This window comes from Sphingomonas gei (genome assembly GCF_004792685.1).
Classification (GTDB): Bacteria; Pseudomonadota; Alphaproteobacteria; order Sphingomonadales; family Sphingomonadaceae; genus Sphingomonas; species Sphingomonas gei.
The window spans coordinates 310,668-333,569 of the sequence record NZ_SRXT01000006.1 but is presented as its reverse complement, the minus strand read 5'-3'; the positions used below and the strand labels follow the sequence as shown (position 1 = coordinate 333,569).

Sequence of the window (22,902 nt, the reverse complement as noted above, 5' to 3'; positions counted from 1 at the left end):
ATCCGATTACTTCATCTGCCTTCTGATCGTCGCCCGGGTCGCCTTGCCGTAAGGCGGCTTCATCCCCGCGAACTTGGCCACGTCGAGCCGCGGCTGCCGGTAGATGCTGCGCGCGTGGCTGAACGTGCGGAAGCCCGCTTCGCCATGATAGGCGCCGGTCCCCGACGGACCGATGCCGCCAAAGGGCAATTCCTCCTGGCTGACGTGAAAGATCACGTCGTCGAGCGTCACCCCGCCCGAGATCGTCCGGTCGAGCACGCGGCGGCGCTCCTCGCGGTCGCTGCCGAAATGATAGAGCGCCAGCGGCCGGTCGCGGCGGTTCACTTCGGCGATCGCGTCGTCGATATGTTGATAGCTCCGCACCGGCAGGATCGGGCCGAAGATCTCCTCCTGCATCACCGTCATCTCGTCGGTCGCGCCGCGGAGGATGTGGAGCGGCATCTTGCGCGAATTGGACGCGGCGAAGTCTTCGTTCGCCGGATTGACTGCGATCACCTCGGCGCCTTTGACCCGCGCGTCCTCGATCCAATCGTTCAACCGGGCATGGTGGCGATCGTTGATCACTGCAGTGTAGTCGGGATTGGCGAGCAAATTCGGATACATCGCCGAGGCCGCGCGGGTCAGCCCGGCGACGGCTTCCGCTTCCTTCTCTGCGGGCACCAGCAGGTAATCGGGCGCGAGGCAGATCTGCCCGGCGTTGAGCATCTTGCCCATCACCACGCGCTCGGTCGCCTGGGCTATGTCCGCCGAGCGGCCGATCACGACCGGCGACTTGCCGCCGAGCTCGAGCGTCACCGGCACGAGATTGTCCGCTGCGGCATGGAGGATGTGCCTGGCGATCCCGGTCGCGCCGGTGAACAGCAGGTGATCGAACGGGAGCCCGGCGAAGGCCTTGCCAATCTCGGGCCCGCCGCTGACGAACGCCACTTCCTCGGCCGCGAAATATCGGGGCGCGAGTTCCTCGAACAAGAGGGCGACCACCGGGGTGAATTCGCTGGTCTTGACCATCGCGCGATTGCCCGCGGCGAGCACCCCGGCGAGCGGGCTCATCACGAGGTTCACCGGGAAATTCCACGGCGCGATGATCCCGACCACGCCCTTGGGCTGATATTCGACCCAGGCGCGCCCGCCGAGCAGCCCGAGCGGGAACATCACCGGTTTGCGCGTGCTTTTCGACCAGCGCGCGACATGCTTGAGCGCGTGACGAAGCGGTGCGACCGAGGCGGCAATGTCGGCGATCATCGATTGCTCGCGGCTGCGATGCCCGAAATCCTCGCTGAGCGCGTCGCAGAAGCGATCGGCATTGTCGGCGACCAGCGCGATCGCGCGCGCGAGCCGGTCCTTGCGCGCCGCCAGCGGCACCGGAAGTTCGGCCATGAACGCGGCGCGCTGGCGATCGAGCAGTTCGCGCATCAACGGACCTCCACCGGAAGCTCAACCCTGACGACAGTCTGTTCCGACGCGGGCAGCGGCGTCAACGCTTGGCCGATCCACACCGTGAATGCAGCGGCGGCAAGCATCACGCCGAACGGCAGCCGATCGGTGGCGGTGACTTTTCGCCCGCCCATGTAGAGGCCGAGCACCGCCGCGAGCCCGATCAGCGCCGCGGCGAGCAGCACCAGCGGCAATGCCTGCCAGCCGAGCCAGCAGCCGATCGCGCCGAACAATTTGGGGTCGCCGCCGCCCAGCCCCTGGCGCCCCCGCGCCAGCCGATAGCCGGCCGCGACTGCCGCCAGCGCCGCATAGCCGCCGATCCCGCCGATCAGCCGCGCTTCGATCGGCGGCCAGAGGCCGAGCAGCCCGGTCGCCAGCCCCGCCGCCGCCAATGCGCCGGTGAGCAGATTGGGCAGCCAGAACGCCGTCAGATCGAGCGCGGCCAATGCGAGCAACAGCCAGCCGAACGCCGCCCCCGCCACGCCGCCCATCCCCGGCATGGCCACGCCCGCGGTCACGCCGATCGCCAGGCCGAGGAGTTCGGTGACGAAATGGCTCGGGTGGATCGGCGCGCCGCACCCACGACATTTGCCGCGCTGGAACACGAAGCTGACCAGCGGCACCAGTTCGCGCGCGGCGAGCGGCTTGTCGCAGCCGTCGCATTGCGAACGCCCGTGCAACGGGGAGCGGCCCTGCGGCCAGCGGATCGCCACCGTCGCGATGAAGCTCCCGAACACCAGCCCCAGCACGCCGAGCAGCACCGGCCAGAGCCAGACGTCAGTCGGCATCGTGCGGCGGCCGTTTGCGGATCAGGTAGCGATAGACTCCGAATATGTTGATGCCGAACAATACGATGTTCTGCGTCCAGAGAGCCTCGTCGTCCGACATCAAAGCGCCGCTGATCCAGCAGATGCTCGAGGCGACGAACAAGGCGAAGCCCCAGCCGGTGATCCGCCGGCCGAAATCGAGCGAGACCATGAAGGCGGCGATCATGCCGCTGATCGAGGCTGCCCATTTGAGGATGTCGACAAGCGCCATGCGGATGCTTCCTTGGGGCTGGGCGCGGGGTTTTGCAAACCGCGCCGAGGATCACTAGATCGCCCCCAACAATCGAGAGGAAAACAATGTCCGCCGACGATATCGTCATCGTATCCTATGCGCGCACCCCGATGGGCAGCTTCCAGGGTTGCCTGACCGATGCCAGCGCCACCGATCTAGGCGCCACCGCCGTCGGCGCGGCGGTCGAGCGCGCGGGGCTCAAGGGCGATGCCGTCGAATGCATCTATATGGGCTGCGTGCTCCCCGCCGGGCTCGGCCAGGCGCCGGCGCGGCAGGCGGCGCTCAACGCCGGGCTGCCCAACCACATCGAAGCGACGACGATCAACAAAATGTGCGGATCGGGAATGCAGGCGGCGATCATGGCGGCCGACGCGCTCGCCGCGGGCTCGGTCGATCTGCTCGTCGCCGGCGGCATGGAGAGCATGACCAACGCGCCCTATCTCTCGCTGCGCCACCGCGCCGGCGCGCGGATCGGGCACGACGTGATCAAGGACCATATGTATCTCGACGGGCTCGAGGACGCCTATGAGCCAGGTCGGCTGATGGGCAGCTTCGCCGAGGAGACGGCGCAGGAATATCAGTTCACGCGCGCAGCGCAGGACGATTTCGCCATTGCCTCGCTCCAGCGCGCGCAAAAGGCGCAGCAATCGGGCGCATTCGACCGCGAGATCGTCCCAGTGGAAGTAAAGGGTCGCAAGGGGGTCACCACGGTCACCCTCGACGAGCAGCCGGCCCGCGGCGACATCGCGAAGATCCCGACGCTCAAGCCGGCTTTCTCGAAGGACGGCACGATCACCGCCGCCAATGCCTCGTCGATCTCGGACGGCGCCGCGGCTTTGGTGATGACGCGGCGGAGCGTCGCCGACCGGCTCGGGCTCAATCCGGTCGCCCGCGTCGTGGCGCATGCCGCGCACGCCCATGCCCCCGCCCGCTTCACCACTGCGCCGGTGTTCGCGATGCGCAAGGCGCTGGACAGGGCCGGCTGGCAGATCGGCGATGTCGACTTGTTCGAAGTCAACGAGGCGTTCGCCTGCGTCGCGATGATCGCGATGCACGATCTCGGCATTTCGCATGACGTGCTCAACGTCCATGGCGGCGCCTGCGCGCTCGGCCATCCGATCGGCGCGAGCGGCGCACGGGTGCTCGCCACTCTGCTGTCGGCGCTGGAGACGCACGGCCAGAAGCGCGGCCTCGCGTCGTTGTGCATCGGCGGCGGCGAGGCGACTGCGATGGCGGTGGAATTGCTGGTTTAGCAAGTCCCCTCGACTGCAAATTTACTCCGTCACCCCGGCGAAGGCCGGGGCCCAGAGCCAAAGGCCGTGTCGCCTGCGACCCTGGGTCCCGGCCTTCGCCGGGATGACGAAAAAGAATAAGGGTCCCGGATGTGACCCACTCAGCGCCCGGCGAGCACTTTCGCGCGCGCCTTGGTGACGTCTACCCAGCATTGCGTCGTCACCACCCCCGCCATGGTCCCGCCGCGGTAGCGATCGCCCTTGGCGATGCAGCCGCGGTCGCGCTGGGCCAGCCATTTGCGCTGTTCGGCGAGCAGCCGCTGGCGCGCGGCCGGCTTCAGCCGTGCGCGCAGCTTGGCGTAGAGCGCGGACATCCGCGCATCGGCGGTGCGCAGTTCGTGCGCGGCGCAATGCTGCATGTCGAAGGTAGTGATGCACTCGACCGGTGCCGGATCGGCATAGGCCGGATTGGTCATGAATGCGCCCGCACTCTGGGCAAAGGCGCTCGTTGGAACCAGCATCGCGCCGGCCAGGGCGATCGTCAGCGCGGCAAATCGGAAAGTCATTCTGTTCTCCTCGGCGGCGCAACGCATGGGCCGCCGAAAGGAACCTCAGTCGACCGCTTCGCCGGGCTCGACGCCCCAGATGTGCGATTGCTCGACATAGCCGATGCGGCCGCCGACGTCGAAGCGGCACCAATTGCTCGCGCATTTGCTGATCCGGCCGACCACACCGGGCTCGACTCGCCAGTTGATGTGCGCATCGGGTTGCGGCGAAGAACGCAGCTCGGTCACTGCGCCGACGACGATCGCAGTGCGCCGCTCATCGAGGAAGTTGCGCAGCATCCAGCCCTGGGTGCCGCCGGGATCCTCGACCTTGCGCCATTCGCCATAGACGTCGAGCACCTTGAGCGGCAGCTCGCGGCGCTGATAGCGCCAGCTCGCCGGGTAATTCCGCCCCGGCCCGGTGCGCAGATGTGCCTTGTCGACGTCGATCGACACCCAATAAGGCGGCTTGCGCTGCGCGAGCACGGGCGAAGCCAGCGCCGCCGCGCCGATCGCCAGCATCGTCCATCCGCCCAGCCGCATTCGAACCCCTTTGGTCATCCCTGTTGATACTGCCACGATGGCTTGTGCTTCAAGCCGTTGACTGCGCCGTCCGCTGCGGCCACTTCACCCTGAATGGCACAAATCGCGCGCCCTGCCCGCCCCCGCGTGGCCGTCACCCGCACGCTACCCGAGGCTGTCGAGGCGCGGATGGCCGAATTGTTCGACTCGGTGCTCAACGCCGACGACCGCGCAATGGATCGCGCCGGGCTCGCTGCGGCGATGGCCGATGCCGACGTGTTCGTCCCCACGGTGACCGACCGAGTCGATGCCGAACTGATCGCCGCGGCCCCGGAGCGCCTGCGCCTGATCGCCAATTACGGCACGGGTGTCGGGCATATCGACCTCAAGGCCGCGCGCGACCGCGGGATCATCGTCACCAACACGCCGGGCGTGCTGACCGAGGACACCGCCGACATGGCGATGGCGCTGATCCTCGCCGCCCCGCGCCGGCTGATCGAAGGCGACAAGCTCGTCCGTTCGGGCGAATGGACCGGCTGGCGCCCCACCGGCATGCGCGGGCACCGGATCGGCGGCAAGAAGCTCGGCATCCTCGGCATGGGCCGGATCGGCCAGGCCGTAGCGCAGCGCGCCCGCGCCTTCGGGCTGCAGATCCATTACCATAACCGCCACCGCATTCCCGAAGTCGCCGAGGCGCAGCTCGGCGCGACCTTCCACGCCGAGCTCGACGCGATGCTGGAAGCGGTCGACATCGTCACGATCCACACCCCGCATACCGCAGGCACCGCCGGGCTGGTCGATGCGCGGCGGCTGGACCTGCTTGGTCCGAACGGCTGGCTGATCAACACCGCGCGGGGCGAGATCGTCGACCCCGAGGCGCTGATCGCGGCGCTGACCGAGGGCCGGATCGCCGGCGCCGGGCTCGACGTCTATGTCGGCGAACCCGCGGTCGATGCGCGGCTGGTCGCGCTCGACAATGTCGTGCTGCTCCCCCACCTCGGCTCGGCGACGTTCGAGGGCCGCGAGGCGATGGGGCGCAAGGTCATCGCCAATATCCGCTCCTGGGTCGACGGGCACCGGCCGCCCGATCAGGTTCTGGAGGGGTGGTTGTAACGAGCAGTCGTCACCCCCGCGAAAGCAGGGGCCCACACCAGAACGCGCAGCGAATGCCACGGCGGTCTTGTCGGCGCCGGCAGGAGATGGATCCCCGCTTTCGCGGGGATGACGCGCCACGAGGCTCAATCCCCGGTCAGGATCCGGTCGACGAGCTGCTTCACCGTCGGAACGAAGCCGTTCGAGTAGAACGGATCGCGCTTGAACTGATAGGCGCCGTGCCCGGCGAACATCAGATTCTCCTCCACCGGACCGCCATGCGCGATATCCTGCAAGGTCTTCTGGATGCAGAAGCTGCGCGGATCGGCGAGCCGGCCGGTCGAATTGGTCTCCGAATCGGCCCAGGACGAGAATTGGCATTGGCTGAGGCAGCCCATGCAATCGGCCTGGTCCTTGCGGATGACACCTTTCTCTTCCTCGCCGACAAAGACGAGCGTGTTGTCCGGCGTCTTGAGCGCCGAAGTGAAGCCGAGCCCGAACCATTCGCGCGCGCGCAGCAGATCGTTGCGGGTCACCCAGAAATTCTTGCCCTTCACGCCGACGTCGAGCTGGAAAACATGGTCGCCGGCATGTTCGGTCGAATAGGCGATCTGGCGCTCGGATCGCGCCTCGAGGTGGCGCAGGAACGGATTTCGCACCGCGGAGGAATAGAAACCGGTCGGCGAGAAGCGGTGGAGCAGGACGTCGCCTTCCTCCAGCGTCATCAACGCGTTCTTCCACTCTTCGGGGATCGGGCTCTCTCTGGTGAGCAGCGGGCGCGTGCCGAACTGGAAGGCGATCTTGCCGAGTTCGGGATTGTCGATCCAGTCGCTCCAGTCGCGCAGATACCAGACGCCGCCCGCCATCACGATCGGCACGTCGTCCGAGATGCCGCCCTCGCGCATCGTCGCGCGCAAGTCGCGAACGCGGGGATAGGGGTCCTGCGGCACCAGCGGATCCTCGGCATTGGATAGACCGTTATGCCCGCCGGCGAGCCACGGATCCTCATAGACCACGGCCGCCAGCCATTCCGAAGCCTTGGAATAAGCCCGCTTCCACAACGCGCGGAAGGCGCGGCCCGAGCTGACGATCGGCAGATAGCTCACGCCATAGGACGCCGTGATCTCGCTGAGCTTGTAGGGCATGCCGGCGCCGCAGGTCACGCCGGCGACCATGCCGCGGGTGCGTTCGAGCACGCCGTGCAGGATCCGCTGCGCGCCGCCCATCTCCCACAGCACGTTGATGTTGACCGCGCCCTTGCCGCCGGCGATCTCGAACGCCTTCTTGACCTGAGTGACCGCGCCTTCGATCGCGTAGTGGACCAGTTCCTCGTGGCGCTCGCGCCGGGTGAGCGCGCTGTAGATCTGCGGGATGATCTTGCCCTCGGCATCATAGCTGTCGGCGTTGACTGCGCTCACCGTGCCGATGCCGCCGGCCGCCGCCCAGGCGCCCGCGCTGGCATGATTGGTCGCCGCGACACCCTTGCCACCCTCGACCAGCGGCCAGACTTCGCGGCCGTTATAGTTGATAGGTGTCAGACCCTTGAACAAATCGACCTCCGGCTAGAAAATTTGGCGGGACGCTAGACGCAACCGGCACCGGACGCGAGCGGCAATCATCACCCTAACACACCTGGGCGTCCCATGGCTTCGCCGTAGAGCCGCGCATAAGCGGCGACCATCTGCGCCTCGTCGAACAACGCACCAGCGCGCAGACGGTTCTGTTCGCCGATATAACGCATCGAATCGGGATTGCGTGCCAAGGTGTCGATCCGGTCGCGCAAATCGACTTCGTGGTGGCGCGGGGCGAGGAAGGGCTCGTTCTCGGGGGACACCATCGCCGGAATGTCGCCGACCCGCGTCGACACCACCGGAAGCCCCGCCGCCATCGCCTCGAGCACCGAGATCGGCGCCTGCTCGCTCTTCGACGACATCGCATAGATGTCGAACAGCCCCATATAGCGGTGCGGCTCTGGCAGGAATCCCGGCAGGATCACCTGGTCCTCGATCGCCATCGCCTCGGCCTGATCGAGAATGGCCTGGCGCTCGGGCCCTTCGCCGAGGATCACCAGCTTGAAGCGCGCATTGACCCCCGCGACCGCGCGCACCAGCATCGGCAGGTCCTTGACCGGACGCAGCCCGGCGACGCAGCCGATGAACACTTCGCCTTCGCGCCGGTTCTGCAGCTGCGGGATCAGCCTGGCGTCGGGCTTGTTCGCATAGAGTGCGGTCGGCACCCCGTTGGCGATGCGGTGGACGCGCTCGGCGGGCTGGTGCCAATGTTTGCGCGCCACCCTCTCGAGCACCGTGCTGGGCACGACCAGCGCATTGGCGGCGGGCAGCGCGATCCGGCGATACATGTTGCGCACCGGATTGAGCCGCTCGGCCTCGTCCTGGTTGAAGCCGTCCTCGTGGTGGACGATCGGGGGCAGCCCCTTGCCGAACACCCGCGCCGCCATCACGCCGTCGATCGCGCCCCAATTATACGTCAGCACCAGATCGAAGCGCCGCATGAACCGCGCGATCTCCTCATAGCGCTTGACCGAGGGCCGGCCGGAAAGCGGCGGCGGGTTTTGCGCGATCTCGTATTTGATGCCTTTGGCGATCGCGTCGCGCGCGCCGAGCTGCTCGGGCATCGCCGAGACGATCGTGTGCCGCGCCTTGTCGCCGAACGCGTTCATCAGCCGCACGGCGCGCGCTTCCTTGCCGCCATGGTTGAAGGTCGAGTGGAGGTGAAGGATGTGGATCGGCATGTCGGGGGCGGTGCTTAGCGGCAGATTGACGCACCGTCACCTTCCCTCTCCCTGTGGGAGAGGGTTGCGCAGACTTGGGTCCGCTTCTTCAGCGGGCCCTAGTCGGAGCTGGGTGAGGGTGTCACCCTCTCGATAGCGCGATCCCCTCACCCAGCTCCGACTAAGCCTTCGCTGCGCGAAGACTAAGTCTGCGCAACCCTCTCCCGACGGGAGAGGGAAGTCAGGCTACCTTCGCCAATAGCCTTTCGATCGCCGCAACCACCTCTGGCTCGTCGAGCGTGGGCGCATGCCCAACGCCAGCCACCGTCACCAGCTCGCTTTCGGGCAGCCGCGCGGCCATCTTCTCCGCGGTCGCCGCGCTGAGAATATCCGAGCGTTCGCCGCGCACGATCAGCACCGGCTTGTCCTGCATCGCGTCGATCGTCGGCCACATGTCGAGCACGGTCTCGTTGCCCGGCACGCGGAACGGCTCGGCGATCTTCATGTCGTAATCGAGCACGATCCGTCCCGAGCTGTTCACGCGGTACAGCCGCTTGGCCATGCGCAGCCAGTCTTCGATATCGTAGCCGGGATAGACACCGGCATTGCTCTCGGCCACGGCGCGCGCGGCGTGCATCCAGGTCGGGTGCCACACTGCCTTGCCGACATAGGTGCGGATCCGCGCCAGCCCCCCGGGCTCGAGCTCGGGGCCGACATCGTTGAGCACCGCGCCCGCCAGTTTGGCGCCGTCGGTCGCCGCGAGCAGCATGGTGACGAGGCCACCCAGCGACGTTCCCACCGCGACGAACCGCGCAATGCCCAGCTCGGTCAGCAGCGCCTCGACATCCTGCAAATAGGTCAGCGGGACATAGGACATCGGGTCCTTGGCATAGGCGCTCTCGCCGCGCCCGCGAAAGTCGACCGCCAGCACGCGGCGTGCCGGTGCCAGCCGCGCGGCGAGTTCGGCATAGTCGCGCGCGTTGCGGGTCAGCCCGGGAAAGCAGATCACCGGCGGCGTGTCGTCCGCCCCGGCATAATCACGGTAATGCAGCCTCAGGCCGTCTTTCGACCACCAATAGCCATCGCTGTAGTTGCGCCGCTCGCCCATCGCTCCCCATATCGCCGCATGGCTTTCACTCCGCAACAGGCGATCCTCGAACTCGGCGACGCCTTCTACGATCCGGTCGTTGCCGCGCCCTTCCCCAAGACCGTCCTGCGCTTCCGCAACGATCGCGCCGCTGCCGAGGTCGGGCTGGACGGGCTCGGCGACGCAGAGTGGATCGCCCATTTCGGCCGATTCGAGCCGCTGTCCGGCGGTCTCCGGCAGCCGCTGGCGCTGCGCTATCACGGCCACCAGTTCCGCGTGTACAACCCCGAGATCGGCGACGGCCGCGGCTTCCTGTTCGCGCAGATGACCGACGCCCACGGCCGCCTGATGGATCTCGGCACCAAGGGCTCGGGCCAGACGCCCTGGAGTCGCTTCGGCGACGGCCGACTCACCCTCAAGGGCGGCGTGCGCGAGATCCTCGCCACCGAGATGCTCGAGGCGCTCGGCGTCGAGACGTCGCGCACCTTCTCGCTGATCGAGACCGGCGAGGAGCTCCAGCGCGGCGACGAGCCCTCGCCGACGCGCTCGGCGGTGCTCGTCCGGCTCAACCACGGCCATATCCGGATCGGCACCTTCCAGCGCCTCGCGCATTTCCAGGATACCGAGAATATCGCGAAGCTGACCGGCTATGTGCTCCGCCATTATTATGGTGAGGAGCCGGGCGACGACGCCGCCCAGCGGCTGCTCGGCCACGTCGCCGCGCGCACTGCGCGCATGGCCGGTCGCTTCATGGCGGCGGGCTTCGTCCACGGCGTGCTCAACAGCGACAATATCAACGTCACCGGGGAGAGCTTCGACTACGGTCCGTGGCGTTTTGCGCCGAGCTGGGCGCCGGGCTTCACCGCTGCCTATTTCGATCAGAACGGACTCTATGCCTTCGCGCGCCAGCCCGAGGCGATCTATTGGGACCTGATGCAGCTTGCCAGCTCGCTCCGGCTAATCGCCGAGGAGGCGCCGCTGATCGAAGCGATGGAGACGTTCCCCGAGATATTCCAGGCCGAAGTTGCCGAGGCGATGCTGTGGCGGCTCGGTCTGGTGCCGCGCGGCACCGAACAGGATCGGCCGCTGATCGGCGCGATCGAAGCCGCGCTGGTCGCGAGCCGCACCTCGATCGACCGCTTTTTCTTCGACGGCTTCGGCGGCACGCTCCCGGCGGATTACGGCGAGCAATTCGAAGAGGTTCGCGCGCAGCTCGCGCAGTACGCGCCGCGCAAACCCCGCGATCATCCCTATTGGTTCGATCCCGAGCCCTGCGCGATGCTGATCGACGAAGTCGAGGCGATCTGGTCGGCGATCGCCCAGGGCGACGACTGGGGACCGCTCAACGCCAAGGTCGCGGCGATCCGGCGAATGGGCGAGGCGATCGGCTAGGGGTTGGCAAGCCTCGCGTGTTTCGGGCAAGAGCTAGCCATCATCCGGGGATTCAAAGCACAACATAATGCCGGGAACGGAAATCATCTCGACCGAGCCGGCCACGGGCGCCGTGCTGTGGCGCCAGAAGATCGGCGACGTCGACGCCGAAGTCGCGCATGCGCGGCGCAGCTGGGCCGAATGGGCCGCGCGCCCGCTGACCTACCGGATCGAGGCGCTGCGGCGCTTCGCCAACGTCGTCCGGCAAAAGGCCGATGCCTTTACCGACCTGCTCGCGCGCGAGACCGGCAAGCCTTTGTGGGAAGCGCGCACCGAAGTCGAGACGGTGATCGGCAAGGTCGACATCTCGATCACTGCCTATTCGGAGCGCACCGGCCAGCGGCGGATCGAGGCGCCGATGAACACCCGGCTGGCGCTGCGCCACAAACCGCACGGCGTGCTTGCGGTGCTCGGCCCGTATAATTTTCCCGCGCATCTGCCCAACGGCCATATCGTCCCCGCTTTGCTCGCCGGCAACGCAGTGGTGTTCAAGCCTTCGGAGAAGACTCCGGCCAGCGGTGCATTCCTGGTCGATTGCTTCCACGCGGCGGGCATCCCGGAAGGCTGCATCCGCCTGCTGGTCGGCGGGCCGAACGAAGGCAAGGCGCTCGCCGGCCATCCCGATATCGACGGACTGCTGTTCACCGGATCGGCCAATACCGGCATCGCGCTCAACCGCCAGTTCGCGACCCGGCCCGAGAAGATCCTCGCGCTCGAAATGGGCGGCAACAATCCGATCGTGGTCTGGGACACCCCCGACCTCTATTCGGCTGCAGTGCTCGTCATCCAGTCGGCCTTCACCACCGCGGGCCAGCGCTGCACCGCCGCGCGGCGGCTGATCGTCGACCAGAATCTCTACGATCCGCTGATGGAGGAAGTGAACAAGCTGATCAGCCGGCTGATCATCGGCGAGCCGCACGCCGATCCCGCGCCGTTCATGGGCCCGGTGATCGACAATGACAGCGCCGACATGCTCACCGAGAGCTTCCTCGCGCTCTCGACGATGGGCGGTCGCCCGCTCCGCCACATGGAGCGCCCGATCGAGGGCCGCCCGTTCATTACCCCCGGGCTGATCGACATGACCCAGGCCAACGACAAGCCCGATGTCGAATTGTTCGGCCCCGTCCTCCAGATCTATCGCAAGGCGACGTTCGAAGAGGCGATCGCCGAGGCCAACGACACGCGCTACGGCCTGTCGGCGTCATTGGTCAGCCAGAATCCGCGGCTCTACGACCAGTTCTGGGCCAATATCCGCGCGGGCATCGTCAACTGGAACCGGCCGACCAACGGCGCATCGTCGTCCGCGCCGTTCGGCGGCGTGGGCTGGTCGGGCAATCATCGGCCCAGCGCTTATTATGCAGCGGATTATTGCGCCTATCCGGTGGTGTCATCGGAGTCCGAACAGGCGCGCGCTGCGATCGGGTTGGGACTGCGGGACGCGTAAAGATCCTCCTCCGCGCAGCGGGGGAGGTGGCAGCGAAGCTGACGGAGGGGGCCTGTCCACAAGCGGCCTGCCTGCGGCGAAGCCCCCCTCCGTCGCCTGCGGCGCCACCTCCCCCGCTGCGCGAGGGAGGATTGTGCGCTGGACACCCCGCCCCACCCCTCGCTATCGGCTCCCTTATGCCTGTCACCGCCACGATCATGAATTCCACCACCGGCCAGCCGATCCAGAAGCTTACCTTCGGCCGCATGCCCAAGCCCTGGGCCTCGTTCACGCTCGAAAGCGGCGAACTCGTCACCGCCGATCGCGTCGATGTCGGCAAGCCGGCGCCGGGGAAGGTGGTCGTGCCGGTTTCCGTCTGGGTCACGCCGAAGAAATAGCCAGCAACACTTCGTTACAATCGCGCCATGCCCCGCGCATTGAATCCTTAACCCCATCCCCCTAGATTGGTCTTGCGGGACCGGGCCCCTCTGGCGGCGGCTTCATCTGAAGCCCCGTGATGTCGGACCGCATCGAGCTAGCTCGGTGCAGGTTTGGCGGCTGTCCGCCACCACCCCACTAGCCGGCTCGATCGATGACAACGTCGATGGGAGTGGCATGTGACCAATGTAATTCAACGGCTTATCACCGCGCACCGCGTTCTGAACCGCGAAATTCGCGCGGAGCTGACGCGCCGCCTTCCGGATACCGCCCGCCTGGCGCAGCTCAAGAAGCAGCGCCTCGCAGTCAAGGACCGGCTTTTCCGCTTGATCCCCGACGCCGCAGAGATGCGACGCGTCGCCCGCACCGCCTGAGGAGTTCGCCCAAGTGGACAATCTTTCCGCCTTCAATCGCAGCGCCGCCGCCTCGGCGCAGGTTCGCTACGACGAGGGCCTGCGCCGGCACATGCTCGGCATCTATCGCAACATGGGGATCGGCCTTGCCGTCACCGGCCTGGTCGCGCTGCTGGTCTCCAGCTCGCCGGCGTTGACCGGCTTGATCTTCGGCACGCCGCTCAAATGGGTGGCGATGCTGGCGCCGCTCGCCTTCGTGTTCTTCTTCACCTTCCGCATCGAACGGATGACCACCGCGACGGCACGGATGACCTTCTTCGCCTTCGCCGCGGTGATGGGCGTGTCGATGGCGAGCATCTTCCTCGTCTTCACCGGCACCAGCATCGCGATGGCATTCTTCACGGCGTCGGCGATGTTTGCCGGCCTCAGCCTGTGGGGCTACACCACCAATCGCGACCTGACCGGCATGGGGACCTTCCTGATGGTCGGCCTGATCGCGGTGATCGGCGCGAGCCTGGTCAATCTGTTCCTCGGCTCGAGCCTGCTCCAGATGGCACTCTCGGTGGTCGGCGTGATCGTGTTCGCCGGGCTTACCGCATGGGATACCCAGCGCCTGAAGAGCGAGTATCTCGTCTATGCCGGCAGCCAGGCGCTCGAGAAGCTGGCGATCATGGGCGCGCTGTCGCTGTACCTCAACCTGATCAACATGTTCCAGCTGCTGCTGGGGCTGATGGGCGAGCGGGAGTAATAGCATGACCGGCACTTTCGCCTGCCCGGTCGACGGCACCAAATTGGTGCCGATCGAGCGCTCCGGGATCGAGATCGATCATTGCCCGAGCTGCCGCGGCGTCTGGCTCGATCGCGGCGAGCTCGACAAGATCATCGAGCGGAGCGCCGCGTCGGCGCCGGTGCTGCCGCAGCAATCGCAGCCCGCACCACAGGCGACGCCGTGGTCCGAGCAGCGGCCGCATCATGACGATCGCCAGCGGCATCATGGCGGCCAGTATCCGCCCAAGAAGCGCAAGTCCTTCCTCGAAGAGCTGTTCGACTAAGTCCCCCTTATCCCCGAACAGCTTGAACCTCGCCCGTCGCCGATCGCTCGGCGGCGGGCGTTTCTTTGCCTGCGTGCCGCCGCTATCGTCGCCGGACACAACGGGAGAGACAGGGATGGTCACACGCAGGTCGCTCATCGGCGGCTCGGCAGCACTGGCGGCAACACTCGGCCTGCCCGTCCCCGCTGCCGCCGCAAGTCCGTTCGTTCGCCGCGAAGGCACCCGGCTCATGCTCGGCGATCGCGCCTATCGCTTCGCCGGCGCCAATCTCTGGTATGGCGCGTGGCTGGGGAGCAGCGCGGCCTTCGGGGATCGCGCCCGGCTGGTCCGCGAACTCGATGCGCTGGCGGCGACCGGCGTGACCAACCTGCGCATCCTGGCCTCGGCCGAGGAATCGCCGCTCAGGAACTCGGTCAAGCCCGCCTTCCACGCCGGCGGCGATGCGGCGAACCCCGCTTTGCTCGACGGGCTCGATTTCTGCCTCGCCGAGATGGCCAAGCGCAACATGAAGGCAGTGCTCTACCTGACCAATTTCTGGGAATGGTCGGGCGGGATGATGACCTACCTCTATTACGTCACCGGCAAATACATGGATGCCAGCGATCCCGCGCACCCGTGGCCCGAATTCCCCAACGCCACCGCGCAATTCTATGCCAACCCCGAGGCCGTCGCGCTCAACCATGATTGGGTCCGCGCGATGGTCGGCCGAACCAATCGTGTGACGGGCATTGCCTATCGCAACGACCCCACGATCATGGCGTGGCAACTCGCCAACGAACCCCGCCCCGCGGGCGACCTCGCCACCGCGACACCTCTGCTCCCCGCCTACAACGCCTGGATTCAGGGAAGCGCGAGGCTGATCAAGTCGATCGACCGCAACCACCTCGTCTCGACCGGCAGCGAAGGGTTGATGGGCAGCGTTCAAACCGCCGACATCTATCGCAAGGCCCATGACATCCCCGAGATCGACTATCTCACTGCGCATATCTGGCCGCTCAACTGGAGCTGGGTCGACGCGAAGGACATTCCCGGCACCCATGCCGGCGCGACCGCGAAGGTCGCCGAGTATCTGGCGCAGCATCAGGCACTGGCGAAGGAAATCGGCAAACCGCTGGTGATCGAGGAATTCGGTTATCCGCGCGACGGCGGCGGTTACGATCCCGAAGCAAGCACGCGGTTCAAGGACCTGTATTACAAGCAGATTTACGACGCCGTACTGAGCAGCGCGCGCACCGGCGGGCCGATCGCGGGCTCGAACTTCTGGGCGTGGAACGGCGCAGGCCGCGCAGCCCATGGCGATCACCGCTTCAAGCCGGGCGACACTGCCTGGCTGGGCGATCCGCCGCACGAGCCGCAGGGCTGGTACGGGGTGTTCGACAGCGACGCGAGCACGCGGGGGGTGATCAAGGCCCATGCCGAGGCGCTGGCGACGGTGGGCGAGGCAATTGCGGGCTGACGGCGAAAGGCCGAACAAACTTCACCTTCCGTCCCCCCAAACAAGCCTCCGTTGCCCCTCGCGCGTCGAAAGACCATCTCCCGGAGCATGGTCTCCCTGCTCGATCCCTCCGCACGCGGGCGCGTGATTCTCGTCGGCGCCGGCCCCGGCGATCCGGGCCTGCTCACCGTCCGCGCCGTCGAGGCGCTCAAGCAGGCCGACGTTGTCGTCCATGACGGCCTCGTCGACGGCCGCGTGCTGAATCTTGCCCCGCAGGCGCACCGCATATCGGTCGCCAAGCAGCGCGCCCGCCACACGCTGCCGCAGGAAGCGATCAACGCGCTGATCGTCGCGCATGTGAAGACCGGCGCGATCGTCGTGCGGCTCAAGGGCGGCGATCCGTTCATCTTCGGCCGCGGCGGCGAGGAAGTCGAAGCGGTGCGCGCCGCCGGCCTGCCCGTCGAAGTGATCCCCGGCGTCTCCGCAGCGTTGGGCGCCGCCGCCGAGGCGATGCTGCCGCTCACCCATCGCGACTGGTCGAGCGCAGTCAGCTTCGTCGCCGGCCAGTGCAAGGGCCTGTCGGACCAGGACTGGTCGGGGCTCGCCGGCAAGGGCCGTACTTTGGTCATCTATATGGGCGTCGCCAATTGCCCGGCGATCGCCGACAAATTGATGGCCGACGGCGTCGCCCCCGACATGCCGGTCGCGGTGCTCGAACGCGCCACGCTGGAAGGGCATCGCGCGATCCGTACTTTGCTCGCCGATCTCGGTGAGATGGTCGAGCGCGAGAAGGTCATGAGCCCGGCGATCATCGTCGTCGGCGAAGTCGTCCGCCTGTCCGATGCCGACGACAAGCTCGTCCAATGGGCGCGGATGGCGGAGGCGGCGCAATGAAGATCCTGACCGGCAACGATCTCGCCACCGGCGACGTCACCTGGTGGACCGGCCAAGGCTGGTCGCGCCATATCGAGGCGGCCGTCGATGTCGGCGATCAGGGCGAGGCGATCGCGCATGCCGAGGAAGGCGCCCGACGAGTCAACGCGCCCTATGTGATCGACGCCACCGAGACCCCCGATGGCCCGCGCCCGGCACACATCAAGGACCGTATCCGCGCGCTCGGCCCCACCGTCCGCGCCGATCTCACGTTGAAGCCCGCCGATCCCAACGCGGGGAGCTGGGTGATATGAACATTCGCGTCGTCACCCCGGCGAAGGCCGGGGCCCAGAGTCACACAGGACGTCGCTCGGGGCTCTGGATCCCGGCTTTCGCCGGGATGACGGAGTAGAAACATGTACAAATACGACCAATATGATCACTCGATCGTCACGAGCCGCGTCGAGGAATTCCGCGACCAGGTGAACCGCCGCCTCGCCGGCCAGATCACCGAGGACCAGTTCAAGCCGTTGCGGCTGATGAACGGTCTCTACCTCCAACTCCACGCCTATATGCTGCGCGTCGCGGTGCCCTATGGCACGCTCGACAGCCGCCAGATGCGGATGCTGGCGACGATCGCGCGCAAGTACGACCGCGGCTATGGCCATTTCACTACGCGGCAGAACATCCAGTATAACTGGATCAAGCTCGACGAGGCGCCCGATATCCTGGCCGACCTCGCCACGGTCGAGATGCACGCGATCCAGACCAGCGGAAACTGCATCCGCAACATCAGCAGCGACCAGTTCGCCGGTGCCGCCGCCGACGAGCTCGTCGATCCGCGCCCCTGGGCCGAATTGCTCCGCCAGTGGAGCACCTTCCACCCCGAATTCACCTATCTGCCGCGCAAGTTCAAGATCGCGGTGATCGCCGCCGACGAGGACCGCGCGGCGATGCGGCTCCACGATATCGGCATCCAGATCGTCGAGAAAGACGGCGTCCACGGCGCCAGGATCTTCGTCGGCGGCGGTATGGGCCGCACCCCGATGGTCGCCCCCGAGATCAAGGATTTCGTGCGCCTCGAAGACCTGCTCAGCTATCTCGAGGCGTGCCTGCGCGTCTACAACCGCTACGGCCGCCGCGACAATATCTACAAGGCGCGGATCAAGATCCTTATCCACGAGATCGGCGCCGACGAATATCGCCGCCAGGTCGAGGACGAGTTCGTCGCGGTTAAGGCGCTCGGCATCGATCCGCCCAAGGCCGAGTTCGACCGCATCGCCGCGTTCTTTGCGCCGCCCGCGTGGGAGTCCGGTCTCGCCGACGCGATCGACCGCAGCGACCCCGATTTCGCGGTCTGGCTCGATCAGAACGTCTCGGCACACAAGGCACCGGGCTATGCCGTCGTCACGATCAGCCTCAAGCCCGCCGGCGGCATCCCTGGCGATGCCTCGGCCGACCAGATCGACCTGATGGCCGATCTCGCCGAGAAGCACAGCTTCGACGAGCTTCGAGTCACCCATGCGCAGAACATCGTCCTGCCGCATGTCCGCAAGGCCGATCTCCACGGCCTGTGGACCCAGCTGCGCGAAGCCGGCCTGGCCGAGGCCAATCTCGACCTGATCAGCGACATCATCGCCTGCCCCGGTCTCGATTATTGCAGCCTCGCCAATGCCCGCTCGATTCCGGTCGCGCAGAAGATCCACGCCCGCTTCGCCGATCTCGGCCGCCAGCGCGAGCTGGGCGAATTGAAGCTCAAGATCAGCGGCTGCATCAACGCCTGCGGCCACCATCATGCCGGTCACATCGGCATCCTCGGCGTCGATCGTAAAGGCACCGAGAACTACCAGTTGCTGCTCGGCGGTTCGGGCGCGGAGGACGTCAGCCTCGCCAAGATCACCGGCCCCGGCTTCTCCGAGGACGGCATCGTCGACGCGGTCGAGACCGCGACCAACGTGTATCTTCGCGAGCGCACCGAGGGCGAGCGCTTCCTCGACACCTATCGCCGGATCGGCATGGAGCCGTTCAAGGAGGCGCTCTATGGCTGAGCGCGACGCGGTTTCCCCCGCGAACCCCCATGCCCTCTACGCCGAGCATCGCTATTCGCCGGCGATCCGCGCCAACGGCCTGCTGTTCGTCTCGGGCCAGGTCGGCGCGCGCGCGGACGGATCGCCCGAGCCCGATACCGAGGCGCAGATCCGCCTCGCCTTCGAAAATCTGCTGGGCGTTCTCGATGCTGCCGGTTGCACCTTCGATGACGTGATCGACACGACCTTGTACCTGGTCGATCCCGAAGGCGATTTCGAGACTTTGCTCAAGGTGATGCCCGAGTTTTGGGGAGAGGCACCGTACCCGGCGCTGACCGGCATCGGCGTGAACTGGCTCGCCGGCTTCCGATTCGAGATCAAGGTGATCGCGCGCCTTCCGGAGGATGCCCAGGCATGACCGACACCCTTCTCCGCTTTCGCGACGATGCGCTCCACGAGGAGCCCGCAGTCACGCTCGATTCGTTTCTCGGCCAGTCCAACGCCACGGCGGTTCGCATCGAATCGGGCGATGATGCGCGCGTCCTGCTCCCGCATCTCGAGCGTCTCGCGCTGGTCGAGGTGAGCTTCCCCAAATATCGCGACGGCCGCGGCTATTCGACCGGGCGAATCCTCCGCGAGGCGGGCTATACGGGCGAATTGCGCGCACAAGGCGACGTGCTGGTCGACCAGATCCCGCTGATGCGTCGCTGCGGGTTCGACAGTTTCGCGCCTGAGGCGCCGGTCGACGCTGCGGTGCTCGAAGCCAGCCTGGCGCGCTATGCGGATGTCTATCAGCCAGCCGCCGACGCGCACGTGCCGGTCTGGAAACTCCGGCATGGCTAATCTCGCGGCGCGGATCGTCGACCGTCTTGACGTGTCCCCGCGCTTTACCGAGCAGGACGCGATCCGGCTCAACAACCTGTTTCGCGGCAGCTCGACCGACGAGATGCTGCGCAACATGCTCGGCGAGCATTTGCTCGGCGAGGTCGCGATCGTATCGTCGTTCGGCGCCGAATCCGCGGCCTTGCTCCATCTCGTTGCGTCGATCGACTCGTCGGTGCCGGTGCTGTTCCTCGATACCGGCCGCCACTTCCCCGAGACGCTCGCCTATCGCGATGCGCTCGTCGCGCGGCTCGGCCTGAAGGATTTCCGCAACCTCCAGCCCGATCCGGAAGTGCTGGCCGCGCGTGACGCCAGCCAGCTGCGCTGGTCGTTCGATCCCGATGGCTGCTGCGAGATCCGCAAGGTGGTGCCGCTGGCCAAGGCGCTGGCCGGCTTCGACGCCACGATCACCGGCCGCAAGGCGTTTCAGGCGAGCACCCGAAACGCCCTTCCGCGCTTCGAAATCGACACGTCGGACGTGTCGGGCCGCCTCAAGGTCAACCCGCTCGCCGACTGGACCAAGGCCGACCTCGACGCCTATTTCGTCGCGCACGATCTGCCGGTGCACCCGCTGGTCGCGCAGGGCTATCCCTCGATCGGCTGCGCGCCGTGCACCAGCATCGTCAAGCCCGGCGAAGACCCGCGCGCCGGCCGCTGGCGCGGCTGGGACAAGACCGAGTGCGGTATCCATACCCCGATCCCAGATGGCGACCCCAACCAGCCGTCGTTCTAGCTCCGGTCAGGTTAGAGTCGATTCCACTCAAGTTGAAGCAGGTCGGTTCCCCTGCGAAAGCAGGGGCCCGGGAGCCAGAGCGCCCCGCTTGCGACCCCGGACCCCTGCTTCCGCAGGGGAACAAGAATCAGCCAAAATGGAACAGATCCTAGAACGGCACCGGGAACCGCGGCAGTGCCTGCCCACGCCCGCTATCCCCCCGCGCCTCTACCCCGAGGCTACCGAACAGCGCCGCGCCGCCGAGGAACGCCCCCAGCAGGAAGCTCAGCCCGACAAGTGTCTCGCCCTCCGACGAACCCGGCCCGAAGATCTGTCCCGGCCGCGTCGCGTTCAGGTCCGCCTGCGTCGCCACCGCGCCGGTATAGGCCGAGCGCCAGCCCGCGCCGCTGTCATTCTCGTGGAGCACGAAGCCGTCGGCATTCGCCCGGTCGAGCGCGCGGCCGTTGCTGCCCATCGTGATCGACAGGTCGCCCAGTTCCTGCTGGCTAAGCCCGGTGACTTCGATCGCCTGGTTGCCCTTGGTGATCGCCACCGAGCTGGCGAAATAGACGTCGGGATTGCCCTTGCCCTGCTCGGTGTTGATCGTGACCTTGGTGCCGTTGTCGAGCGTGAAGGTGGTCGTTCCCCAGAAGTCATAGGCGTGCTGGCCGTTCACATCGACATGCGGGTCGCCCCAGATCCGGGTGGTCTCGCCGGTCTCGGCATTGGTGATGGTCATTTCGCTGTTATTCTCGTTGAGTTGCAGGCTGTAGCCGTCGCCGAGATCGATCGACGCCTTGCCTTCGCTGCCGGTCTTGACCGTCCAGCTTGCCTGGGTCTCGCCGCCGCAGCGCGCGTCGACATTCCAGCCGCGGGGAAAGCAGCTCGAGGCGAACGGCCCCGCACCGAGAGGATTGAGCAATTTGCCCGCGATTCCCGCCGCGAGCACGAAATTGGCCGAGGCCGATCCGGCGGCAAGCGCCTGGAATGCCCCGAAGGAAGCAGTGCTGTTCGCAGCGATCGTCGTCATCTCGCGGTCCCCTGTATCTGGTGAACATGGCAAGGTTACGCCAGTGGACCGGCCCGCGCGCTCCGCATTCCGACTAGGCGCGCTAGTCGCTTCGATTAGTCGCGCACGCGCCCCGGCCCGCCGATCAACTCGCCCAGGCGGACACATCCTCTTCCTGCGCCACCATCGCCAGTCCGTGGGCGATCGAAGTGAGCTCGCCGCCGCTGCCGATCCGGTCTTCGCCGAAGCGCCGAACGAAGATGTCGCGCACTGCGGGGATCAGCGACGAGCCGCCGGTCAGGAACACCCGATCGATCGCGGCCGCGCTTGCGCCCGACGCGGCCAGCGCCCGATCGATCGTCGCTTCGATCCGCGCGAGATCGGGTGCGATCCACGTTTCGAATTCTTCCCGCCGCACCTCGGTAGCGAGCTTCACGCCGCCGCCTTCGAACCTGAACTCGGCCTGTGCGACGCTCGACAGCGCGCGCTTCAGGGTGCCGACCGCATCATACAGCCGATAGCCGAGTTCGTTCTCGATGATCGCGATCATCCGCCCGATCGCAGCGGGGTCCTCCGCCGCGCGCTGGAGCTTGTGCAGCGCCTCGAGCGTCCGCCGGTTACGCATCAGGGCGAGGCGCGACCAATCGCCGAAATCGGCGAAATAGCCGCCGGGGATCTCGAGCATCTTGTCGAACGAGCGATAGCTGCCGCCCTTGCCGAGCAACGGCAGCACCAATTGATCGATGATCCGATAATCGAAGCGGTCACCGGCGATGGCGATCCCGGCATGCCCCAGCGCAGTGCAGCGCCGCGCCGCGCCCGGCGCGTCGACGCGCACCACCGAGAAGTCGCTGGTGCCCCCGCCGAAATCGGCGACCAGCAACGTCGCCGGATCGCTCAGCCGCCGGGCATAGCTGAACGCCGCGCCGATCGGCTCGTAGACATAATGGATCTCGCCGCCGAACCCGGCGAACATCGCGTCGTAGCGCGCGCGTGCCAGCTTCGGATCGGGCCGGCCGCCGGCATATTCGATCGGCCGCCCGACGACGATCCGCTCGGGGCGGCTGTCGAGCTTGCCGGCCGCATGCGCCACCAATTTGCCGAGGAAGGTCCGCCCGAGATCCTCGAACCGCAGCCGCTTGTCGAACACCGACGCATGTTCAAACGCGCTGCTCGCCGCGACCGACTTGAACGACTGGAGGAAGCGGCTCCCTTCCGGATATTCGAGATATTCGGCGATCGCCCAGGGCCCGGCCTCGACCTGCACGCCTGCATCTTCCCAGAAGCACAAAGCCGAGCGGAACACCGCGCTGACTGTATCGGGGCCCGCGAACTCGATCATCTCGGGCGCGCCGCCCGCTCCAGCCAACGCGACCACGCTGTTGGTCGTACCGAAATCGAGTCCCAGGGCGGTGGGGGTCACGTGGTGTCCTGTCGAGAAGGGGGATCGGACGGCGCCTATGGCCGCGTCCGGCAGGAGTCCGCAAGGGCAAGCGGCACCGGCATCACGGCTTGCCCTAGGCGAATATCTAAAACATAGGACCTATCTACTACCTATGTAGAAC

25 protein-coding genes are annotated in these 22,902 nt (G+C 66.7%); 15 read left to right on the top strand and 10 right to left on the bottom strand.

Translation table 11 applies throughout. The annotated features are described in order from the left end of the window. Positions 1 to 6: 6 nt before the first annotated feature. Genes E5A73_RS16665 through E5A73_RS16655 form a run of 3 tightly spaced genes read right to left on the bottom strand, consistent with a single transcriptional unit; the run spans position 7 to position 2,472 of the window. Positions 7 to 1,413 carry a coniferyl aldehyde dehydrogenase gene (locus E5A73_RS16665; RefSeq protein ID WP_135964962.1) on the bottom strand — a complete coding sequence of 469 codons (1,407 nt, stop codon included), beginning with the start codon at positions 1,411 to 1,413 and terminating at the stop codon, positions 7 to 9. Continuing rightward, complete coding sequence (locus E5A73_RS16660) at positions 1,413 to 2,222, bottom strand: prepilin peptidase (protein ID WP_135964961.1); 810 nt, start codon at positions 2,220 to 2,222, stop codon at positions 1,413 to 1,415. Before E5A73_RS16660 ends, E5A73_RS16665 begins: the two co-directional genes overlap by 1 nt. Beyond that, the gene (locus tag E5A73_RS16655) at positions 2,212 to 2,472 is read right to left on the bottom strand and encodes a hypothetical protein (RefSeq protein ID WP_240700229.1); all 261 of its coding nucleotides are present in this window, start codon (positions 2,470 to 2,472) and stop codon (positions 2,212 to 2,214) included. Before E5A73_RS16655 ends, E5A73_RS16660 begins: the two co-directional genes overlap by 11 nt. A gap of 86 nt (positions 2,473 to 2,558) precedes the next feature. Here E5A73_RS16655 and E5A73_RS16650 point away from each other — a divergent pair, with 86 nt between their 5' ends. Continuing rightward, a complete protein-coding gene (locus E5A73_RS16650) occupies positions 2,559 to 3,746 on the top strand; it encodes an acetyl-CoA C-acyltransferase (protein WP_135964960.1) in 1,188 nt (395 codons plus the stop codon). A 140-nt stretch (positions 3,747 to 3,886) separates the two neighbouring features. On the opposite strand, the gene E5A73_RS16645 is transcribed toward E5A73_RS16650, so the two are convergent. Both E5A73_RS16645 and E5A73_RS16640 read right to left on the bottom strand, forming a co-directional pair. Further along, the gene (locus tag E5A73_RS16645) at positions 3,887 to 4,291 is read right to left on the bottom strand and encodes a lysozyme inhibitor LprI family protein (RefSeq protein ID WP_168355962.1); all 405 of its coding nucleotides are present in this window, start codon (positions 4,289 to 4,291) and stop codon (positions 3,887 to 3,889) included. Between the two features lie 45 nt (positions 4,292 to 4,336). Continuing rightward, positions 4,337 to 4,831, bottom strand: a complete 495-nt coding sequence (locus E5A73_RS16640) for an SH3 domain-containing protein (RefSeq protein WP_135964958.1) — start codon at positions 4,829 to 4,831, stop codon at positions 4,337 to 4,339. 75 nt (positions 4,832 to 4,906) lie between these two features. Between E5A73_RS16640 and E5A73_RS16635 the strand changes: the two genes are divergently transcribed. After that, entirely contained in the window at positions 4,907 to 5,905 is a 999-nt protein-coding gene (locus tag E5A73_RS16635) for a 2-hydroxyacid dehydrogenase (protein WP_135964957.1), read from the top strand. A gap of 125 nt (positions 5,906 to 6,030) precedes the next feature. On the opposite strand, the gene E5A73_RS16630 is transcribed toward E5A73_RS16635, so the two are convergent. The 3 genes from E5A73_RS16630 to E5A73_RS16620 form a co-directional block, all read right to left on the bottom strand. After that, entirely contained in the window at positions 6,031 to 7,434 is a 1,404-nt protein-coding gene (locus E5A73_RS16630) for an NAD(P)H-dependent flavin oxidoreductase (RefSeq protein ID WP_135964956.1), read from the bottom strand. Between the two features lie 68 nt (positions 7,435 to 7,502). Next, positions 7,503 to 8,636, bottom strand: coding sequence for a glycosyltransferase family 4 protein (locus tag E5A73_RS16625; protein WP_135964955.1), 1,134 nt, complete (start codon positions 8,634 to 8,636; stop codon positions 7,503 to 7,505). Positions 8,637 to 8,856: 220 nt separating this feature from the next. After that, positions 8,857 to 9,723: an alpha/beta fold hydrolase gene (locus tag E5A73_RS16620; protein WP_206366522.1), complete on the bottom strand. Its 867-nt coding sequence runs from the start codon at positions 9,721 to 9,723 to the stop codon at positions 8,857 to 8,859. 18 nt (positions 9,724 to 9,741) lie between these two features. On the opposite strand from E5A73_RS16620, the gene E5A73_RS16615 reads away from it, so the two are divergent. The 13 genes from E5A73_RS16615 (at position 9,742) to E5A73_RS16555 (ending at position 20,349) form a co-directional block, all read left to right on the top strand. After that, a complete protein-coding gene (locus tag E5A73_RS16615; protein ID WP_206366521.1) occupies positions 9,742 to 11,094 on the top strand; it encodes a protein adenylyltransferase SelO family protein in 1,353 nt (450 codons plus the stop codon). A gap of 67 nt (positions 11,095 to 11,161) precedes the next feature. Then, on the top strand, positions 11,162 to 12,577 hold the full coding sequence (gene astD, locus E5A73_RS16610) for a succinylglutamate-semialdehyde dehydrogenase (RefSeq protein WP_135964953.1): 1,416 nt from the start codon (positions 11,162 to 11,164) through the stop codon (positions 12,575 to 12,577). Positions 12,578 to 12,753: 176 nt separating this feature from the next. Continuing rightward, entirely contained in the window at positions 12,754 to 12,954 is a 201-nt protein-coding gene (locus tag E5A73_RS16605) for a hypothetical protein (RefSeq protein ID WP_100281514.1), read from the top strand. Between the two features lie 219 nt (positions 12,955 to 13,173). Continuing rightward, complete coding sequence (locus E5A73_RS16600; protein ID WP_135964952.1) at positions 13,174 to 13,368, top strand: HP1242/YdcH family protein; 195 nt, start codon at positions 13,174 to 13,176, stop codon at positions 13,366 to 13,368. Positions 13,369 to 13,459: 91 nt separating this feature from the next. Further along, the gene (locus tag E5A73_RS16595; RefSeq protein ID WP_135965028.1) at positions 13,460 to 14,095 is read left to right on the top strand and encodes a Bax inhibitor-1/YccA family protein; all 636 of its coding nucleotides are present in this window, start codon (positions 13,460 to 13,462) and stop codon (positions 14,093 to 14,095) included. A 4-nt stretch (positions 14,096 to 14,099) separates the two neighbouring features. Beyond that, positions 14,100 to 14,399, top strand: a complete 300-nt coding sequence (locus E5A73_RS16590; RefSeq protein WP_135964951.1) for a TFIIB-type zinc ribbon-containing protein — start codon at positions 14,100 to 14,102, stop codon at positions 14,397 to 14,399. Between the two features lie 115 nt (positions 14,400 to 14,514). Beyond that, positions 14,515 to 15,855, top strand: a complete 1,341-nt coding sequence (locus E5A73_RS16585; RefSeq protein WP_135964950.1) for a glycoside hydrolase 5 family protein — start codon at positions 14,515 to 14,517, stop codon at positions 15,853 to 15,855. Between the two features lie 87 nt (positions 15,856 to 15,942). After that, a complete protein-coding gene (gene cobA / locus E5A73_RS16580; RefSeq protein WP_135964949.1) occupies positions 15,943 to 16,728 on the top strand; it encodes a uroporphyrinogen-III C-methyltransferase in 786 nt (261 codons plus the stop codon). Next, on the top strand, positions 16,725 to 17,021 hold the full coding sequence (locus E5A73_RS16575) for a DUF2849 domain-containing protein (RefSeq protein ID WP_135964948.1): 297 nt from the start codon (positions 16,725 to 16,727) through the stop codon (positions 17,019 to 17,021). Before cobA ends, E5A73_RS16575 begins: the two co-directional genes overlap by 4 nt. A gap of 102 nt (positions 17,022 to 17,123) precedes the next feature. Then, positions 17,124 to 18,755, top strand: a complete 1,632-nt coding sequence (locus E5A73_RS16570; protein WP_135964947.1) for a nitrite/sulfite reductase — start codon at positions 17,124 to 17,126, stop codon at positions 18,753 to 18,755. Continuing rightward, on the top strand, positions 18,748 to 19,152 hold the full coding sequence (locus E5A73_RS16565) for a RidA family protein (RefSeq protein WP_135964946.1): 405 nt from the start codon (positions 18,748 to 18,750) through the stop codon (positions 19,150 to 19,152). Before E5A73_RS16570 ends, E5A73_RS16565 begins: the two co-directional genes overlap by 8 nt. Next, positions 19,149 to 19,577 carry a DUF934 domain-containing protein gene (locus E5A73_RS16560; RefSeq protein WP_135964945.1) on the top strand — a complete coding sequence of 143 codons (429 nt, stop codon included), beginning with the start codon at positions 19,149 to 19,151 and terminating at the stop codon, positions 19,575 to 19,577. Before E5A73_RS16565 ends, E5A73_RS16560 begins: the two co-directional genes overlap by 4 nt. Next, complete coding sequence (locus E5A73_RS16555) at positions 19,570 to 20,349, top strand: phosphoadenylyl-sulfate reductase (protein ID WP_135964944.1); 780 nt, start codon at positions 19,570 to 19,572, stop codon at positions 20,347 to 20,349. The genes E5A73_RS16560 and E5A73_RS16555 overlap by 8 nt, the downstream gene beginning before the upstream one ends. Before the next feature lie 148 nt (positions 20,350 to 20,497). On the opposite strand, the gene E5A73_RS16550 is transcribed toward E5A73_RS16555, so the two are convergent. Together E5A73_RS16550 and E5A73_RS16545 are read right to left on the bottom strand one after the other, a co-directional pair. After that, positions 20,498 to 21,358: a DUF1521 domain-containing protein gene (locus E5A73_RS16550; RefSeq protein ID WP_168355961.1), complete on the bottom strand. Its 861-nt coding sequence runs from the start codon at positions 21,356 to 21,358 to the stop codon at positions 20,498 to 20,500. 124 nt (positions 21,359 to 21,482) lie between these two features. Beyond that, positions 21,483 to 22,760: an Hsp70 family protein gene (locus E5A73_RS16545; protein WP_240700228.1), complete on the bottom strand. Its 1,278-nt coding sequence runs from the start codon at positions 22,758 to 22,760 to the stop codon at positions 21,483 to 21,485. Between the last annotated feature and the right edge of the window lie 142 nt (positions 22,761 to 22,902).